At 68.9% G+C, this 16690-nt stretch carries 17 protein-coding genes; 6 read left to right on the top strand and 11 right to left on the bottom strand.

All coding sequences use genetic code 11. The features are described from left to right. Positions 1-60: 60 nt before the first annotated feature. Positions 61-1047 (bottom strand): hypothetical protein, encoded by a 987-nt coding sequence (locus tag OOJ91_RS08600; protein WP_266244108.1) that lies wholly within the window; start codon positions 1045-1047, stop codon positions 61-63. A 172-nt stretch (positions 1048-1219) separates the two neighbouring features. Between OOJ91_RS08600 and OOJ91_RS08595 the strand changes: the two genes are divergently transcribed. Beyond that, on the top strand, positions 1220-1726 hold the full coding sequence (locus OOJ91_RS08595; protein WP_323178429.1) for a TetR family transcriptional regulator C-terminal domain-containing protein: 507 nt from the start codon (positions 1220-1222) through the stop codon (positions 1724-1726). A 100-nt stretch (positions 1727-1826) separates the two neighbouring features. Here the strand turns inward: OOJ91_RS08595 and OOJ91_RS08590 are convergent, their stop codons facing one another. After that, on the bottom strand, positions 1827-2303 hold the full coding sequence (locus OOJ91_RS08590; RefSeq protein WP_266244106.1) for a HEAT repeat domain-containing protein: 477 nt from the start codon (positions 2301-2303) through the stop codon (positions 1827-1829). 50 nt (positions 2304-2353) lie between these two features. On the opposite strand from OOJ91_RS08590, the gene OOJ91_RS08585 reads away from it, so the two are divergent. Together OOJ91_RS08585 and OOJ91_RS08580 are read left to right on the top strand one after the other, a co-directional pair. Further along, a complete protein-coding gene (locus OOJ91_RS08585) occupies positions 2354-2899 on the top strand; it encodes a GNAT family N-acetyltransferase (RefSeq protein WP_266244105.1) in 546 nt (181 codons plus the stop codon). Between the two features lie 158 nt (positions 2900-3057). Then, positions 3058-3897 carry an ABC transporter ATP-binding protein gene (locus OOJ91_RS08580; protein WP_266244104.1) on the top strand — a complete coding sequence of 280 codons (840 nt, stop codon included), beginning with the start codon at positions 3058-3060 and terminating at the stop codon, positions 3895-3897. Positions 3898-3970: 73 nt separating this feature from the next. Here OOJ91_RS08580 and OOJ91_RS08575 read toward each other — a convergent pair whose 3' ends face one another. The 9 genes from OOJ91_RS08575 to OOJ91_RS08535 all read right to left on the bottom strand — a co-directional run bounded on the left by OOJ91_RS08575 (position 3971) and on the right by OOJ91_RS08535 (position 14014). Continuing rightward, positions 3971-5200, bottom strand: coding sequence for a GH25 family lysozyme (locus tag OOJ91_RS08575; RefSeq protein ID WP_266244103.1), 1230 nt, complete (start codon positions 5198-5200; stop codon positions 3971-3973). Positions 5201-5521: 321 nt separating this feature from the next. Beyond that, on the bottom strand, positions 5522-6775 hold the full coding sequence (locus tag OOJ91_RS08570) for an iron-containing alcohol dehydrogenase (RefSeq protein WP_266244102.1): 1254 nt from the start codon (positions 6773-6775) through the stop codon (positions 5522-5524). A gap of 138 nt (positions 6776-6913) precedes the next feature. Then, positions 6914-8374, bottom strand: coding sequence for an NAD-dependent succinate-semialdehyde dehydrogenase (locus OOJ91_RS08565; protein ID WP_266244101.1), 1461 nt, complete (start codon positions 8372-8374; stop codon positions 6914-6916). 75 nt (positions 8375-8449) lie between these two features. Then, the gene (locus OOJ91_RS08560) at positions 8450-8626 is read right to left on the bottom strand and encodes a hypothetical protein (RefSeq protein WP_266244100.1); all 177 of its coding nucleotides are present in this window, start codon (positions 8624-8626) and stop codon (positions 8450-8452) included. A 22-nt stretch (positions 8627-8648) separates the two neighbouring features. After that, positions 8649-9725 (bottom strand): ABC transporter ATP-binding protein, encoded by a 1077-nt coding sequence (locus tag OOJ91_RS08555; RefSeq protein ID WP_266244099.1) that lies wholly within the window; start codon positions 9723-9725, stop codon positions 8649-8651. Continuing rightward, positions 9725-10792, bottom strand: a complete 1068-nt coding sequence (locus OOJ91_RS08550; RefSeq protein ID WP_266244098.1) for an ABC transporter ATP-binding protein — start codon at positions 10790-10792, stop codon at positions 9725-9727. The genes OOJ91_RS08555 and OOJ91_RS08550 overlap by 1 nt, the downstream gene beginning before the upstream one ends. Further along, positions 10792-11703, bottom strand: a complete 912-nt coding sequence (locus OOJ91_RS08545) for a carbohydrate ABC transporter permease (RefSeq protein ID WP_266244097.1) — start codon at positions 11701-11703, stop codon at positions 10792-10794. The genes OOJ91_RS08550 and OOJ91_RS08545 overlap by 1 nt, the downstream gene beginning before the upstream one ends. Continuing rightward, entirely contained in the window at positions 11703-12548 is an 846-nt protein-coding gene (locus OOJ91_RS08540; RefSeq protein ID WP_266244096.1) for a carbohydrate ABC transporter permease, read from the bottom strand. The genes OOJ91_RS08545 and OOJ91_RS08540 overlap by 1 nt, the downstream gene beginning before the upstream one ends. A 101-nt stretch (positions 12549-12649) precedes the next feature. Further along, positions 12650-14014, bottom strand: coding sequence for an extracellular solute-binding protein (locus OOJ91_RS08535; RefSeq protein WP_266244095.1), 1365 nt, complete (start codon positions 14012-14014; stop codon positions 12650-12652). A gap of 340 nt (positions 14015-14354) precedes the next feature. Between OOJ91_RS08535 and OOJ91_RS08530 the strand changes: the two genes are divergently transcribed. The 3 genes from OOJ91_RS08530 (at position 14355) to OOJ91_RS08520 (ending at position 16594) form a co-directional block, all read left to right on the top strand. Continuing rightward, on the top strand, positions 14355-15098 hold the full coding sequence (locus OOJ91_RS08530) for a GntR family transcriptional regulator (protein ID WP_266244094.1): 744 nt from the start codon (positions 14355-14357) through the stop codon (positions 15096-15098). Positions 15099-15183: 85 nt separating this feature from the next. Further along, positions 15184-15753 (top strand): DJ-1/PfpI family protein, encoded by a 570-nt coding sequence (locus OOJ91_RS08525; RefSeq protein WP_266244093.1) that lies wholly within the window; start codon positions 15184-15186, stop codon positions 15751-15753. Positions 15754-15772: 19 nt separating this feature from the next. Then, positions 15773-16594: an alpha/beta fold hydrolase gene (locus OOJ91_RS08520; protein ID WP_266244092.1), complete on the top strand. Its 822-nt coding sequence runs from the start codon at positions 15773-15775 to the stop codon at positions 16592-16594. Positions 16595-16690: the final 96 nt, after the last annotated feature.

Below are 16690 nucleotides of genomic sequence, written 5' to 3'. Positions count from 1 at the left end.
ACGAGGGGGTGGGTCCGTCTCTGCCGACGGCGCAGGTTCCCGTACGACTCGCCGCACATGTCAGAGGCGGAAGATCCGAACTATCAACCCGGCGTCGTGAATGGTGTGTGGCGCGAAGGCGTGATATGCCCACGCGTGTACCCAGGCGTTGCCGGTCCGTACGGTGAGCCAGGTCTTGAATGCGCCGGGCAGCGTGTAGATGAGAAGCACGAACAGGATCGTCAGCGTGGCCTCGCGCGGCGACCCGAACTTGCCCCAGCCCTCGAACACGTGCAGTGCCGCGTACGTCAGGCCGCCGAGAACGAGGGTCGCGGTGGTGGAGCCGGTCAGACGGGCGTAGCGGGGGACGAGGACGCTCTGCACGAAGATGACTGTGGGCAGCACCGTGCCAGCCAGGTACAGCAGGAATGTCAGTGGCACTCCGACGGCGAGCTGACCCGGGGCCAGGCCGGCGAAGGCGTGGCCGAGCACCACCCATTGCGCGAGCGATTCGAGGACCAGCACGGCGAGGATGAGGATCGCGTCGCCGCGCCGATCCGCCGAGCGCAGACACATCTGGTGGGCGGTGTAGCGCCGCCGGAACCACAGGAGTGGCAGCAGCGCGTAGACCACAAGGTTGTACGTGGCCCAGCCGAGCGCCTCGGCGGGCCCGACCGGATCGGCGGTGCCGACGAGCGTGCCGGCCAGGTGGAAGCCGATCGGGTGCCAGCCGAGCGCTCGGCCGATGAGCAGGCCACCGAGTTGGGCGAGGACGCCGTACGCCAGGACGAGTCCTGTCTCACGGCGAGCGGTCGGGAGCGTCGGTGCGCGCTCGGCGATCATCGGTGCGGGTCGACCACGGGTGAGCGCGTACCCGATGACGGCGAGCAGTGCCAATTCGATGAGGGTGGCCTGAGCGGCGATCACCTGGCCGGGCCCGGATGGCGGGTCGTGCTGCGCCGGCCAGTCGAAGGGGGCGTCGCCGGGCGCGAGGAGAAGCACCGCGCCGTTGAGTGCGATCCAGCCGACCACCGCGGCCGCGAGCCAGGCGTGTTCTCGACGTGACACAGACACTCCCGCTTATCTAGCACGATTGTGTTAGCAACGTGAAGGTAGCACGACTGTGTTATAAAGAGTAATGCCGAAGCTGGTGGATGCGCAGACCCGACGGACCGAACTCGCCGAAGCGGTCTGGCGGATCGTGATGCGGGACGGGCTTGAGCAGGCATCGGTGCGAAACGTGGCGCGCGAGGCCGGGCTGTCCATGGGTTCGTTGCGCCACTTCTTCACCAGCCAGTCCGAACTCCTCGGATTCGCCCTGCGGTTGGTGGGAGAACGGATCGAGGAGCGGATCCGAGCCGTGGACACCACGGGCGACCAGCGTGCGGTGGTCCGGTCGATGATCGACGAGATGCTGCCGCTGGACCGGCCACGGCGCGGCGAGTGCGAAGTGTGGCTCGCGTTCACGGCACGCGCCGTCGTAGAACCGACCATGGCCAGCCTGCGCAAGGACATCGACATACGCCTCACCGACGCCTTCGCCACCATGATCCGACGACTGGCCGACGCCGGCGCGCTCCGGCCCGGGCTCGATCAGAAGGTCGAGGCAGAGCGTCTCTACGCCCTCGTCGACGGCGTGATCCTGCACGCCCTCCTGCGCCCCGGCCGGACCTCGAACGCCACCGCCAGGGCCACCGTCGACGCACACCTCGACCAGATCGCGCCAGCCGCCGCCGATGAACGCTGATCAGCGGTACGGCGGCAGCGGATCACCCGGAGCGCGAAGCCAATGCGCGAACCTACTCCCGGTTCGTCCTCTCGGGCACCGCACATTGTGGGCTGCCGGGTCAGCGGGCGGTGGGGTGAGTCAGTCGGTCCAGATCGGTGGCGGCGAGTCGGCGCAGGGCCCGATCGTGATCGCGGGTATACCGGCGGAGGATGTCCGGGGCAGCGTCGGGCGCGACATGTCGTGCCACGACCGCGACCCGTTGACGGACCATCGGGTCCGGGTCGTTCACCAATTGGAGCAGGAGATACCGCAGGTTCGATGGCCCGCCCCCGGCGCTGGCGAGTCCGCTGAGGGTGGCCGCTCGTACTGCGGCCTCGCCGTCACGCGCCAGCATCGTCAGTTGCGGCGCCACACGGGGATCCGAATCGGCCGCCTTCGCGAGCGCCTTGGCGGCTTGGACTCGCAGCCGTGAGTCCTGGTCGGCAGCCAGCACCAGCAGCGCATCCACTGCCGCCGGCCCTGCGACCGAGCCGAGGGCTGACGCAGCATTCTCGCGGACGTGCCCATCGGGGTCATGGAGGAGCCGACGAGCCAACGGTGCCGGCGGCGATACTCGCCGTGGACTCCAAATGCTACGAAGGGGATGTGCCCGACTCGACGAACTTCCTCGATGCCACGTCCCTGGAGACTCCGCGGCTGGTGTTGCGCCGCTGGCGAAGCGACGATCTGGACGGGTTCGCCGCGGTCAACGCCCAGCCCGAGGTGATGCGCTATATCCATGACGGCCGCACGCTGGACCGGGCCGCTAGCGCGAAGCGCCTGGCCACCTATCAGCGGCACTGGGACGAGCACGGCTTCGGCCTGTACGCGGTGGTGGTCAAGGAGACCGGCGAGCTGGCCGGTTTCACCGGCCTGGCGGTGCCGACCTTCCTGCCCGAGATCATGCCGGCCGTGGAGATCGGCTGGCGGCTTGGCCGCGCGTACTGGGGCCGAGGGCTGGCCACCGAGGCGGCCCAGGCCGTTGTCGCCGACACTCGTGCTCGGCTGGCCCTGCGGCGGCTTGTCAGCATCCACATCGTCGGTAACGAGGCGTCCGCGCGGGTGATGGCCAAGCTGGGCATGTCGCTGGAGCGCGAAACGGTGCAGCCGGACACCGGCCGCCAGGTCCGCGTCTACGCGATGGATCTGTAGGACGGCAGCAAGGTACTGAGCCCGGGCCGTGGTTCCGTGCGGGGTCTGTGGTGGGCACTCCGCGACGGACCCGTGCGGCGGCGGTGGTCGTGGTCACTGACCTGCGCGCCGGTCTGTGGCAGCGTGCAGGGCGACAGTCGCCGTACCGAGAGAAGGCCATGCTCCCCAGGACCGCCGTGACGCACGCGCCGTCGCCCATCGTCGACCTCCACGACGTGACGTTCCGGCGGGACGGCAAGCAGATCCTGCACGGCATCGACCTCACCGTGCGTGAAGGGGAGCACTGGGCGCTGCTTGGCCCGAACGGCGCCGGCAAGAGCACACTGCTGGGATTCTGCGGCGCGCTGACCCATCCCACCTCGGGAACCGTGCGGATCCTCGGTCAGCAACTCGGCCGCGTCGACCTGCAACAGCTGCGCAGGGCGATCGGTCACGTGAACCCCCGCCATCCGCTGCGCTCGCCCCTGACCATTCGTGAGGTCGTGCTGACCGGGCTCGTCGGATCGGTCGACCTCCCGCCGCGCTGGCAGCCGACCCGGGACGACCGTGATCGGGCGGACTCTCTGCTGGGCGTGTTCGGGCTGGTCGACAGGGCCGACGAGCGCTGGCCCACCCTCTCGCAGGGTGAGCGGGGTCGCGCCCTGATCGTCCGGGCGCTCATCAGTCAGCCGCGACTGCTGCTGCTGGACGAGCCCACGACAGGTCTCGACGTCGCGGCCCGGGAACAGTTGCTGGAGACCATCGACCTTCTCCGCGAGACCCAGCCCCGCCTCGCTTCGATCATGGTCACCCACCACCTCGAGGAACTTCCGGCGACGACCACCCACGCGATGCTGATCAGCGGCGGCAGCGCGGTCGCCGCCGGGCCGGCCGATGAGACGGTCACGACGGCCCAGGTGTCGGCGGCCTTCGCACACCCCATCGAGGTACGTCACGAGGACGGGCGCTGGGCCGCCCGCGCCGGGTCCGTCCGCCGGTTGGCGGCCGCCGCCGGCTGACACCTCTGCGGTACGCCTGTGACAGACCGCTGCCCGGCGCCCTCACGGTGCGGGTGCCGGGCAGCGGCGGTGCTCAGAGGGAGATCCGGTCGAACTTCTCCCAGGTGCTGATCGACGTCCGGTTGGCGATCAGCGGCTTGGTGCCCTTGCTCTCCGCCACCACGTATCTGCCGTTGGCCGCGGCGCGCAGGCTGATCGTGCCGTCCGAGTTGTTGATGATGGTGAACTTCTCCCAGGTGCTGACCTTGGTGCGGTTGGCGATCAGCGGCTTGGCGCCCTTGCTCTCCGCCGTCACGTACCGACCGTTGGAACGCGAGCGGAGCGCGACGTAGCCGCCGCCCGCACTGATCACATCGAACTGCTCCCACCGGGCAACTGTGGTGCGGTTGGCGATCAACTGCTTGGCGCCGGCGCTCTCCGCCACCACGTAGCGCTTGTTGGCGCGTGCGCGGAGGGCAACCGGAGGCGCGGCCACCGGCGTGCCGGTCAGCCGGGTGAGGGCCGCGTAGGTGCCGTTGAAGACGTTCTGGCTGTAGTTCCCGGGCTGGCTCGGGTTGCCGGCGGCGTACTGCCAGATGGTCTCCGCGGTCCAACCGGCCGGCAGCGGGGGACGAGCGGTGGTGTAGCCGGCGATATCCAACGGGTTGGCGCCGAACGACGCGTTCTTGCCTGTGCACGGGTTCCAGTAGTTGGTGTTCGTGTAGATCATCACGGGCCGGCCGATGCGGGCCTTGACCTGGTCGGTGAAGGACCGGATCCAGCTCGACATCTCGGTCGGGGTCAACCCGTAACAGGTGGGCGCGTCGCTCCAGTAGGGCCACTCGATGTCGACCATCGGCACGAGGGTCTGGCCGTCCTTGGTGAACTTCGCGCTGTCGACGAAGAAATTGGCCTCGTTGATCGGGTCGCGCTTGTCCGGACGGGCGAAATGGTAGGCCCCGACGAGCAGACCGGCGTCCTTGGCCGCGGCATAGTCCTCGGCGAAGTACGGATTGAGGTACGTCCTGCCTTCCGTCGCCTTGACGTAGGCGAACTTGACGCCGCTGGCCGCGACCGCGGGCCAGCTGATCGGGCCGAGGTTGTGGTCGTGGCTGGAGACGTCGATGCCCCGGACCGTGTAACCCGCAGGGATGGCGGCGGTCTTGGCCATCGCGCCGCTGCGCGCGCCCGGGGCGACGCCGGCGTTCGCTCGACCGCCACCATCGACGGACGGGTCTGCGGCCTGCGCCGGCTGCGTGACACCGAGCGCCGTACCGACCGCGAGGCCGGCGGACATCAGCACACAGAGCAATCTTCTAGGCATGGTGAGGTGGGTGTCTCCTTGCTCGCGGGGCCGAGGTGACCGTCGGCGCGGCGGGCGGAGCCCGCCACGCCTGTGCGCCGCGCCGAGGGGGCGCGGCTGGCTGACTCCATCGACGTGGGTCCGCAGAGTATTTCCTCTCGACGGAGAGCCGCGCTGTCCCGTCGAGCGAAATCAGATCATCGGCAGTACGCGTCGAGCCGTACGGTGGAGATCGAGAGCCGGGGATCGGGAACAGGCACAGGCCCGGTCCCAGGTCGCGGGCGTACGGACATTCACCCTGACAACCACTCGTAACACCACAGTGATTGGCGCAACTCGTGGTCAGGTGGAAGACCGCTCGCTGTCTCGGCTCGGAGTCGCGACGTGTCGGGTCCGGTCCCCGGTCCAGGCCGCTTCGAGGATCGCGGTCAGGCTGGCGGTGTCGGTCGGGCCGGGATGGTTCTGGATCAGGCGGGTGACGCCACCGGCCATCTCCGCGAAGCGCGGGAGGTCGTCGCGTGCCACGCCGATGTCCGCAAGGGTGGGCGGGATGCCGATGTCGGCGAGGAGCCTGTCGAGCCACGCGAGGAACGTGTCCGCTGCCTCGGCCTCCGAGGCGTCGGTGACGTCGAGCCCGCACACCCTGGCGAGGGTTGCCAACCGGTCGCTGATGGCGTTCCTGGCCGCGTCAAGCGCGTAGGGCAGGAGCAGCCCGACGCCCACGCCGTGCGGTGTGTGCGTGGCGGCGCCGATGGGGTACTGGAGTGCGTGTGGGGCTGCGTTGCCCGCGTGGGAGAACGCGAGCCCGGCGAGCATGGACCCGTAGGACATGTCCGCGCGGGCGTCCGTGTCGCCTCCGTCGCGGACAGCACGACGCAGGCTACGGGCGATGCGCTCCGCGGCCAGGAGCGCGTAGTGGTCGGTGATCGGGTTGCGGCCGAGGAACACCTGCTCCACCGGGTCGCGCGGTCCGTGGGGCCGGGGTCGCGCGGTGTAGCTCTCCACGGCGTGACACAACGCGTCGATGCCGGAGTGGGCAGTGACTGTCGCAGGGCAGGTGTAGGTGAGTTCGGGGTCGACGATGGCGAAGTCGGGCACGATGTGGACGCTGGAGACCCCCACCTTCAGCTCGCGGTCCGGGTCGGTCAGCACCGAGACGGGCGTGAGTTCGGAGCCGGTGCCTGACGTCGTCGGGACCGCGACGAGTGGCATCGTCGGCCCCGGCACCCTCGACTCGCCGTAGAAGTCGCGCGGCGTCCCACCGTGGCGTCGGATGACGCCGACGATCTTGGCGAGGTCGATCACCGTGCCACCCCCGATGGCGAGGATCACGTCGGCGTCCACCTCGGCGGCGGCCGAGACGGCCAGGGCGACGTCGGAGAGTGGCACGTCGGGAGTCGCGTCGGAGAACACCTCGACGGCCTGGACCTTCTCCCGCACGGCGGCCACGATCTCGGCCACGCCCGGCTGACCCAGAAGAACCTGGTCGGTCACGATGAGGACGCGCGAGCCACTCTCGGCCACCACTCGGGGGATGTTCTGCGCGACCCCTTCGCCCACTATCAACTGGCGTGGTCCGCGGACGGTCTCAAGCATGTCGGTGCCTCTCCGGAACGTCGGCGGCGATGTGCGGGGCGGACGTCCAGGTCACCTGCGAGACCGGGACGGCGTCGGCAGGGCTGGCCGCCCGGGTGGCGCGGGCGCGAGCGCCGGGCGCCCGGAGCGGCAGGCCGGTCATGGGAGGTCGATCGCCGCGTAGGTGAGGTCGAGGTACTCACGGATGCCCTCGTGCGACCCCTCCTTGCCGATCCCGGACTGCTTCACGCCTCCGAACGGAGCTGACGGGTCCGATATCAGACCACGGTTGACGCCGACCATCCCCGTGTCCAGCCCCTCGGTGAACCGGAGCGCCCGCTGGAGGTCGCGGGTGAAGACGTAGCCGACCAGGCCGTGCTCGGTGTCGTTGGCCTTCGCCAGCACCTCGTCGTCGGACGTGAACGAGATGATCGGCGCCACCGGGCCGAAGATCTCCTCCTCCAGCATCCGTGCATCGTCGGGCACGTCGACGAGGACCGTGGGCGGGTAGAAGTGGCCCGGCCCATCCGGACGCTCACCACCCACCAGGACCCGGGCGCCGCGATCGACCGCGTCCGCGACCAGCTCGTCGATCTTGGCGACCGAGGCCTCGTCGATCAACGCACCGACGGTGACGCCGTCGTCGAGACCATGGCCCATCGAGAGCGCGCCCATCCGCTCGACGAAGCGTGCCGTGAACTCCTCGCGCACCGGCTCCTCGACGTAGATCCGGTTGGCCGCGATGCAGGACTCCCCGATGTTGCGCATCTTGGCCACCATGGCGCCGTCGATCGCGACGTCCAGGTCGGCGTCGGCACACACGATCAAGGCCGCGTTGCCGCCCAGTTCCATCGAGGTACGCAGCACGTTGTCCGCGGCCTGTCGGAGCAGCACGCGCCCGACCTCGGTCGACCCGGTGAACGAGAGCTTGCGGGTCCGGCTGTCGGCCAGCAGCGCCGAGACCACCGTGCCGGAACGTTTGGTGGTCACCACGTTGACGACGCCCGGGGGGACGCCCACCTCCTCCATGATGCGGGCCAGGAACAGCATGGTGAGTGGCGTCTGGCCTGCCGGCTTGGTGATCGTCGTGCAGCCCGCGGCCAGCGCAGGAGCGATCTTGCGGGCACCCATCGCCAACGGAAAGTTCCAGGGCGTCACGAAGACGCATGGTCCGACCGGCTTCGGCACGGTGAGGATGCGATATCCACCGGCGGGAGCGACGCTGTAGCGCCCCTCGACGCGTACCGCCTCCTCGGCGAACCAACGGAAGAACTCGGCACCGTAGGCCACCTCTCCCCGAGCCTCGGCGAGCGGCTTGCCCATCTCGAGCGTTATCAGGCGGGCGACCTCCTCGGATCGCTCGGTAAGTGCCCGGTACGTCGCGGTCAACAACTCCGACCGCTTCCGGGGCGGGGTCGCCGCCCACTCGGCCATCGCCGTGCTCGCCGCGTCCAGGGCGGCGAGCCCGTCGACGACGTCGGCGTCCGCCACCTCGGCAATGGTCTTGCCGGTGGCCGGGTCCTCGACGGCAAAGGTGGCGCCGCTCGCGGCGTCGCGCCAGGCGTCGCCGATCCGGAGCCGCCTGTGCTCGGGGGCCAGGACGTTGATCGGGTCACTCATCGCGTCGCCTCCTGTGATCTTCTTGGTGCTGTCCGGGGTGCCTCAGCGGTCGCGTTGCCCACGTGGACCGACGGCTCACACGCCCTGGTCGGTGGCGAGGTTGCCGAGCGGGTCGAGGGTGGCCGCGACCCTGTCCGCGGGCCGACGTCCCGCGCCACCGATCGCCGTCTCGGGCCCCTGCCGTCTCCGCGTCGTCCGGCCGTGCTCACCGGCGACTGTCTGCCGAGGGTCGATCGCCAGGTGCGGGCGCATGGCGCCGTCGCCGCCCGGCGGGTCAGCGCCCAGCCTCGGACAGCGACAGCCCGGTGCCCGCGTCGAACAGGTGCGCACGGTCCAGGTCGACAGTGACCAGTAGCCGCTCGCCAGGCGTACCGGTGACTGTGGGTCGGGCCTTGACCTTGAGGATCTCCGCCCCCACCCGGACGTCGACCACCGTTCGGTCACCAAGCGGCTCAAGCCCGTAGAGCTCTCCCGACAACGACGCGCTTCCACGCTGTTCGACGGACAGGTCCTCCGCGCGCAGGCCCAGCAGCAGCGCACGACCGTCCTCTGCCGTGGTCCAGCGGGGCCGCGGCAGCGTCCAGCCTTCCGCACCGACCAGGCGATCTCCCTCGGCGTGGCAGGCGAGCAGGCTGATCGGTGGGCTCCCGACGAATCCCGCGACCCACTGGTTGGCGGGACGCTCGTACACCTCGGTGGGTGTTCCGACCTGTTGCACCTTCCCCTCCTTGAGGACCGCGACCTGGTCGGCCATGGACAGGGCCTCGACCTGGTCGTTTGTCACGTAGACGAATGTTGCTCCGAGGCTGCGGTGGATGCGGGTGAGCTCGGTGCGCATCTCGACGCGGAGCTTGAGGTCGAGGTTCGTCAGTGGCTCGTCCATGAGGAACGCGCGCGGGCGACGGACCAGCGCCCGGGCCAGGGCGACACGCTGCATCTCACCGCCCGACAGTTGCGCGGGACGACGTTGCAGCAGACGTTCGATGTGCAGCAGGCTCGACATCTGCTCGACGGCAGCGGCGATCTCGCTCGACGAACAGCGGCGGGCCCGCAGCGGCGAGGCGATGTTCTCGTACACCGTGTGTCGTGGGTAGAGGGCGTAGCTCTGGAAGACCATGGCCAGGTCGCGTGCGGCCGGGGCGTCACCTGTGGCGTCCCTCCCGTCCAGGTGCACCGACCCGGCGTCAAGCTTCTCCAGGCCGGCGATCGCGCGTAGGGTCGTCGTCTTGCCTGCCCCGGAGGGCCCGAGCACGACGAAGAACGAGCCGTCCGGCACGTCGAGCGTCACCCCGTCGAGGGCCTGGACCTTCCCGAAGGACTTGGACAGCCCCTGCACCGCCACGGTTCCCATCAGGCCACCAGCTCTTCCGTGCGCACGTCGTAGACCGCCGGGGTCCCGCCGGTGTGCCGTAGCCCGACCTTCGCGTCAGCGGCGAAACGGACAGTCGGTGGCATTCGAACCCGTACGTCGCTCTGGCCGCCGTGGTCGACCACGTAGATGATTTCGTCGCCCAGCCACTCCGCCGAGACCACCCGGGCCGGGACCGAACTGTCCGCCCCTGGCTCGGTGACTTCCAGCGCCTCCGGCCGGACGCCCGCGACCAGGCTACGGTCACGCGGCAGGCCCGGCGGCGGCGTGAGGACCAGTCCGCCCTTACCGCGCAGCGTCCCGTCTGCCACCTCGACCTCGATCAGGTTCATCGGCGGAGAGCCGATGAATGCGGCGCAGAAGAGGCTCGCCGGACGGTCGTAGACCTCCAGTGGGGTGCCGATCTGCTCGACGCGGCCGTTGTTGAGGATGGCGATTCGGTGACCGAGCGACATCGCCTCGACCTGGTCGTGGGTGACGTAGACCATCGTGGCCCCCAGCTCGCCCTGCAGGTGCTTGATCTCAGTGCGCATGTCCGCCCTCAGCTCCGCGTCCAGATTGGTGAGCGGTTCGTCCATGAGGAACGCGCGCGGTCGTCGCACCAGGGCGCGCGCGAGCGCGACGCGTTGCTGCTCCCCGCCGGACAGTTGGCGCGGGCGCCGGTCCAGGAGCGGGCCGAGCCGCATCAGCCGGGCGGCCTCGTTGACCCGCTCGTGCACCTCCGCCTTGGGCAGTCCCTCGGCCCGTAGTGGGAACGCCAGGTTGTCGCGGGTTCTCAGATGCGGGTAGAGGGCGTAGAACTGGAACACCATGGCGATGTCGCGATCGGCGGGCCGCAGGTCGTTGACGAGCGTCTCGCCGATGCGGATGTCGCCTGTCGTCTGCCTCTCCAGGCCGGCGATGGCCCGCAGCGTGGTCGTCTTGCCACACCCCGAGGGGCCGAGCATCACGAACAGCTCGCCGTCGCCGATGGAGAGGTCCACGTGCTCGACCGCGACAGTCCCGTCCGGGTAGCGCTTGTGCAGCGCTGTCACCTCGATGCCCGCCATCAGCGTCGCACCGCCCCGAGCGTCACACCGGCGACGAGGTGCTTGCGCACCAGGTAGGCGAAGACCAGCACCGGTAGGGCGAACACCACTGAGGCGGCGGCCACGAGACCCCAGTCCGTAGTGGTGCCGCCGATGAGGCCGGCGATGGCGGGTGGGGCCGTCCGCACCTCGTCGCTCGAGGTGAGGAAGATGGCGAAGACGAACTCGTTCCACGAGAAGATGAGTGCGAAGACCGCCGTCGCGGCGATGCCGGGCACGAGCAGGGGAAGGGTGTATCGCCAGAAGGCCTGCAAGCGGGTGTAGCCGTCGAGCATGGCGGCATCCTCGTACTCCGCGGGCACCTCGTCGACGAACCCCTTCATCATCCAGATCGTGAACGGGACGTTGAACGCGGCGTAGATGAGGATCAGGCCGAGCTTGCTGTCGATGAGCCCGACCTGGCGGTACATGAGGAAGATCGGGACCACGACCACCACGGGCGGCATGAAGCGGGTGGACAGGATGAAGAACAGTTGGTCCTTCTTGGCCCGCACGGCGAAGCGTGCGTAGGCCCACGCCGCCGGGACCCCCAGCACGGTGGCCAGCAGCGTGGAGACCCCGGCGACCACGACGGAGTTGAGGAACGCGACGGACAGGGCCGAGCGCCCACCCCCGGGGGCGACGAACACGTCCTTGAAATGGTCAATGGTGACGTCGAAGCCGAAGAACTTGGCGGGAATGGCGTAGACGTCCCGGTTCTCCTTGATGGACGTCTCGATCATCCACAGCACCGGGAAGAGCATCACGACTGCCAGCACGATCAGCAGCGCGACCTCAAGCCCGGAGCGGCCCCGGCCGCCGAGGCGACGCGCGGCGGGCGTGTGATCCGGGGCAGGACCTGTGGAGACGGCCTCGTCGACGGAGACGGCCATCAGCCCTCCTTGAGCTTGTTCAGGTAGCGCAGGTAGAGCTGCGTGAGGACGATGACGACGAGGACCATGAGGATCCCGTACGCCGAGGCAGTGCCGGTGTTGAAGCCCAGGAACGCGACCTTGTAGACGTGGAACGACAACGTCTCGGTGGAGACACCCGGACCTCCGCTGGTGAGGATGTAGACGAGGTCGAACAGCCGGAAGGCCTCGATGCCCCGGAACATCACGGCAATGAGCAGCAGCGGCCACACGAGCGGAAGAGTGATGGTCCGGAACCGGAACCACTCGGACGCCCTGTCGATCGAGGCGGCCTCGTACAGGTACTTGGGAACCGCGGTGAGGCCCGCGAGCGCGATGAGCATGATGAACGGCGTCCATTGCCAGGTGTCGACGACGATCAGGGAGAGCAACGCCGTTCGCTGCCGGGTGAGCCACTCCACCTGCCCGAGGCCGAGCGAGCCGAGCATGCTGTTGACCACGCCGAACTGCGCGTCGAGCATGAATCGCCAGAACAGCCCGACCACGACCGGCGACAGCATCATCGGCACCAGGAACAGAGTGGTGAGCGCTCCTCGCCCGTGCGTACGCCGTGAGATCAGGTACGCGATGCCGAAACCGAGCACGGTCTGCAGGGCTACCGCGCCGACCACGTAGATCAACGTCGTCAGGGCTCTCTGGTGGACCTGCGCCGACGTCAGGATGGCCGTGTAGTTCCCGAACCCGATGAAATTAGCGGGCCCTCCGCGGGTGGCCGAGTAGTCGGTGAAGGACAGGTACAACGCCCACAGCAACGGAAACACCGACATCGCGAGCAACAGCAGCAGCGCGGGGGAGATGAAGGCCACGGCGAGTCCGCGATCGGTCAGCCGGCGGGACCGACCCCGTGCAGGTGGCGTCGCCGACGCCACCTGCCCGGGGTGGTCGGTCGTCAGAGGGACAGGGTCACTCACAGTCCGCCGCCGCCCTTGCGGCCGCTGGAGTCGAGTACGCCCTGCTGCTCCTTGGCGATGTCGTCGAGCGCGTCCTTCGGCTTCTTCGCGCCGTTGAGAGCCGCGTTCACGTTGGTGTTCTCGATGTTGACGAGGCGCGCGTACTCGGGCACGTTCCACATGTCCCGCATCCGCGGAACCGAGTCGGTGTACACCTGGTTGAACGGCCCGGCGTTGAGGAACTCGGGCGACTGGAGGGCGTCCGTACGCGACGGCACGCCACCGGCCGCGGCCCACTTCTTCTGGATGTCAGCCCGCTCGAACCACTTCATGAAGTTCAGGGCCTCGGCCTGGTTCGCCTTGGAGGAGTAGGCCGACACGTGCATCCCCATGCCGCCGAGCGGGACCAGGTTCGTCTTCTGGCTCGGCAGGGTGGCAAAGCCCAGCTTGTCGAGAATCTGCTTCCGCGTGGTGCCGAGCGTCGACTGTTTCGGATCAAGCAGGCCGCCGCTCGCGGCGATCCAGTTGAACGCGATGCATGCCTTGCCCTGGGCGACCGCCGCGTTCACCTCGTCGATGAACCAGTTGCCGGAGCCCTTGGCGGTCAGCGGCTTCATCTTGTTGACCAGGACGTCCATCGCCTCCTGGCCGGCAGCGTCGTTGATGACGCCGTCGATCTTGCGCGTCTTGGAGTCCCAGAGGTTGCCGCCGTAGATGCCGTTGACCGTGTTGTAGGTGACGGCCGCGGCGTCGGAGCCGTTCGCCTGGTGGAAGGCAAGCCCGCTGACGCCAGGGTTGTCCGCCTGGCACCTCGCGGCGGCGGAGATCATCTCGTCCCAGGTCTGCGGTGGCTTGTCGCCGATCAGGTCCTTGCGGTAGATCATCGTCCAGGTGTCGCCGAGCAACGGCAGTCCGTACAGGCTGGCGTTCTCGTCGCGCTTGCCGGTCTCCGCCTGGGGGAACTGGCCGTAGGCCGCCAGGAGGTAGGGGTTGTAGGCCGCGACGTCGATGTTCTGCTTGACGAAGTCGGTGATGTCGAGGATGTTGCCGTTCGTCACCGCCTCGCCGATGTGTTGCGAGTCCAGGATCGCGATGTCGAAGTCGGTCTTGTGCGCGGCGAACTGGGTGAACATCGCGTCGTGCCAGTTCGCGTTCGGCACGGTGTTGACCTTGATGGTCGCGTTCGGCCGCTCCTTCTTGTACTCCGCGTTCGCGAAGTCCTCAAGCGCGTGCGCCGGCGGCCAGTCGAACCAGATGAAGCTCAGGGTCAGGGGGTCCTTGGTGAGTTCCGGGATGGTCGCCGGCGCCTTGGGGGCGCTCACCTTCGCGTCGTCGTCCTCGCCACCGCCGCAGGCCGTCAGGGTCGTGGCCACCAGCAGCATGGCCGCCGCCGCCAGCCGTACCTTTCGCCCGGGAACGGATGTTCGTCCTATTCGCTGTGGATGCCGCATCTTCCTGCCTGCTTTCGGAGTGGGGACTTCTAGAGCCTCGCTATGTGCTTCGCCGAGCAGTTGCTGGGTTGTTCAGGCGCGTTGCCGGGCCGACCCGTGGACCGGCAACACAAGATCGAAGTAGAGCGATGGTGGGCGGCGCCGCGAGGAAAGCCTGATGCCGAGCCTTCGACGCTTTTCCTATACGATCCAGTGGGGGCGTCAGCATCCCGCAGCGTTGTGACTGATGTCAACAGGTTCCCGAAGGCGCAAGAAAGGTCCTCACGTCACGATGGACGACGAAGCGATGATCGCGCGGGGCCGTAGGGCCGGGCCGGGCGGAACGCCGCCGGGAAGAGCTGGCGGCCGGCTTGCCGACGAGGTGTACGACACGCTGCTCGGACAGCTGATGTCGCTACGGATCGAGCCTGGCTCCCGCGTCACGATCGACGTCCTGGCGCGCGAGCTGGGGGTCTCTCAGACACCGATCCGAGACGCCCTGAACCGGATGGAGGCCGAGGGCCTGGTCGTGCGTGTGCCCCATGCCGGGTACCGCATTCCGCCCCAGATCACCCGTCACCGATTCGAGGACATGCTCGAGGTCCGCCTGCTCCTCGAGCCTGCAGCGGCGCGCAGATCCGCCGAACGCGCATCCTCGGAACAGGTGGCCGGCCTGCGGCGAATGCTTGAGGAGATGGCGGAGCTGGAGGAGGGCGACGGGCCCTCGGCCTACGGCGCCTTCGGGCTACGCGACGCCGCCTTTCACGATCTCGTCGCCCTGAGCGCGGAGAACCAGGTCATCCGCGAGGCGCTCGCTCGCCTGCACAGCCACGTGCATCTCTTCCGGCTGCACCACGACACCCAGGTCACGCACCTGGCCATGGCCGAGCACGAGGAGGTGGTGGCCGCGATCGCCGCGCGTGACCCCGACGCCGCCGCCTACGCGATGCGTCGGCACATCCTGCGGTCCGGCGAGCGCTTCCGACGATTGTTCGACGAGGTCAAGGACGCGGACGGAGTGGCGGTAGAGGCTTGACGGGTGGGCTGGGCCGGGGAATGCTAACTCAATCGATCGGATCGGATTGGATCCACCACCCGTCCCCACATGCGAGGAGAAGCAGGTGCCCAGAGCGCTGCTCCTGACCGGCGACGCCGCCGAGGAACTCGACACGATGTATCCCTACTATCGAGTGCAGGAGGGCGGCTGGGACGTCGACGTCTCGTCGCGCACGACGCGTGACGTGCAGCTTGTCATCCACGAGTTCGACCCCAACTCCGACGCCTACGTGGAGAAGAACGGCCGGAAACTGCCTGTCGACGTGCCCTGGGCCGACGTCGACGTCGAACGCTATGACGCCCTCATCATCCCCGGGGGACGTGCCCCCGAGTGGATCCGGGTCGACGCCGACGTCAGGCGCATCACCGAGCACTTCTTCGCGCGCAACCTTCCCATCGCGCTCGTGTGCCACGGCGCGCAGGTGCCAGCGGTGTACGGGCTGCTGAAGGGTCGAAAGACGGCGTGCTTCCCGCCGATCACCGGTGACATGGAGAACGCGGGCGCGACTGTGATCGACGCTCCCGACGTCGTGGACGGCAACCTCGTCTCCTGCCGGGGGTGGCCCGACATGCCGCAGTTCGGCAGGGCGATGATGGAGCTCTTCTCGAAGTCGGTCGACTCCGCGTCGGCATGAGCGCACCTGGCCTGCCCCGGTGACGGCACCTCGGACAGTCACTGTCGACGGCTCACCCGTCTACGTCCTGGAGAGCGGCACCGGCTCCGGGGTGCTGATGCTGCACGGCTCCGGACCCGGCACGACCGGGTCCGGCGCCTGGGCGGCGACGGCACAGGCGTTGGGCACGTCCTGGCACGTGGTGGCGCCGGATCAGGCGGGGTTCGGGCGTACACCTGTCCCGGCGGGCTCCAGGGGTGGGCTCCGGCTGTGGACGGAGCAGGCCGCCGCCCTGATGGACGCTCTCGGTATTGAGCGCTACGCCGTGGTGGGTCACTCCATGGGCGGCGCCGTGGCGCTGGCGCTGGCGGCCGCGCGCCCCCAGCAGGTCACACGCGTCGTGGCGGTCTCGACGATGGGTGCCCCCGGTGCGCCGCTGTCCGCCGATCTCGACGCGGTCTGGGCCGCCCCCGCCGGCCCGCTCGGAGCACGGGACATGCTGAGTCGCCTCGTCCTCGACCAGGCGCTCGTGACCGATGCGGCAGTCGATGCCCGTGCGGCTGCGATGCGAGCGGGGGAGGCCGCGTTCGCGTCGCTGTTCCCTCCACCCAGGACGCGATGGGTCGACGACCTCACCCTCTCGGCGCGGACGCTTGCAGCGGTGCGCGTACCCGTGCTGCTCGTGCACGGCGCCGAGGATCGGGTCACCCCGCTCGGGACGGCAGCCCAGCCCTTGCTCGAACGCCTGGCCGATGTCCGTCTGCACGTGTTCGGCAGATGTGGGCACGTGCCGGCGATCGAACACCCGCACGAGTTCAGGCAACTGTTGTCGTGCTTCCTCGGCCGCGACCTTGGTCACTAATCGCTGCGGCACTGCTCAGGCAGATCAGCATGGGGCAGAGTCGGCGGGTCCGTAGGCACTGTGGCTGCGCCCGGCTGTTCAGCCCCAGCCAGGTCG

The sequence above is a fragment of the Micromonospora lupini genome (assembly GCF_026342015.1).
In the GTDB taxonomy this organism is placed as follows: Bacteria; Actinomycetota; Actinomycetes; order Mycobacteriales; family Micromonosporaceae; genus Micromonospora; species Micromonospora lupini_B.
This window is presented reverse-complemented; position numbering and strand designations above follow the sequence as displayed.

Bases quoted from the DNA above. Each gene is read 5' to 3' on its own strand.
- OOJ91_RS08545 (WP_266244097.1), bottom strand. From the start codon at position 11,703: ATGGCCGTCTCCGTCGACGAGGCCGTCTCCACAGGTCCTGCCCCGGAT.
- OOJ91_RS08570 (WP_266244102.1), bottom strand. From the start codon at position 6,775: ATGCTTGAGACCGTCCGCGGACCACGCCAGTTGATAGTGGGCGAAGGG.
- OOJ91_RS08580 (WP_266244104.1), top strand. From the start codon at position 3,058: ATGCTCCCCAGGACCGCCGTGACGCACGCGCCGTCGCCCATCGTCGAC.
- OOJ91_RS08535 (WP_266244095.1), bottom strand. From the start codon at position 14,014: ATGCTGCTGGTGGCCACGACCCTGACGGCCTGCGGCGGTGGCGAGGAC.
- OOJ91_RS08560 (WP_266244100.1), bottom strand. From the start codon at position 8,626: ATGCGCCCGCACCTGGCGATCGACCCTCGGCAGACAGTCGCCGGTGAG.
- OOJ91_RS08565 (WP_266244101.1), bottom strand. From the start codon at position 8,374: ATGAGTGACCCGATCAACGTCCTGGCCCCCGAGCACAGGCGGCTCCGG.
- OOJ91_RS08575 (WP_266244103.1), bottom strand. From the start codon at position 5,200: ATGCCTAGAAGATTGCTCTGTGTGCTGATGTCCGCCGGCCTCGCGGTC.
- OOJ91_RS08555 (WP_266244099.1), bottom strand. From the start codon at position 9,725: ATGGGAACCGTGGCGGTGCAGGGGCTGTCCAAGTCCTTCGGGAAGGTC.
- OOJ91_RS08550 (WP_266244098.1), bottom strand. From the start codon at position 10,792: ATGGCGGGCATCGAGGTGACAGCGCTGCACAAGCGCTACCCGGACGGG.
- OOJ91_RS08530 (WP_266244094.1), top strand. From the start codon at position 14,355: ATGGACGACGAAGCGATGATCGCGCGGGGCCGTAGGGCCGGGCCGGGC.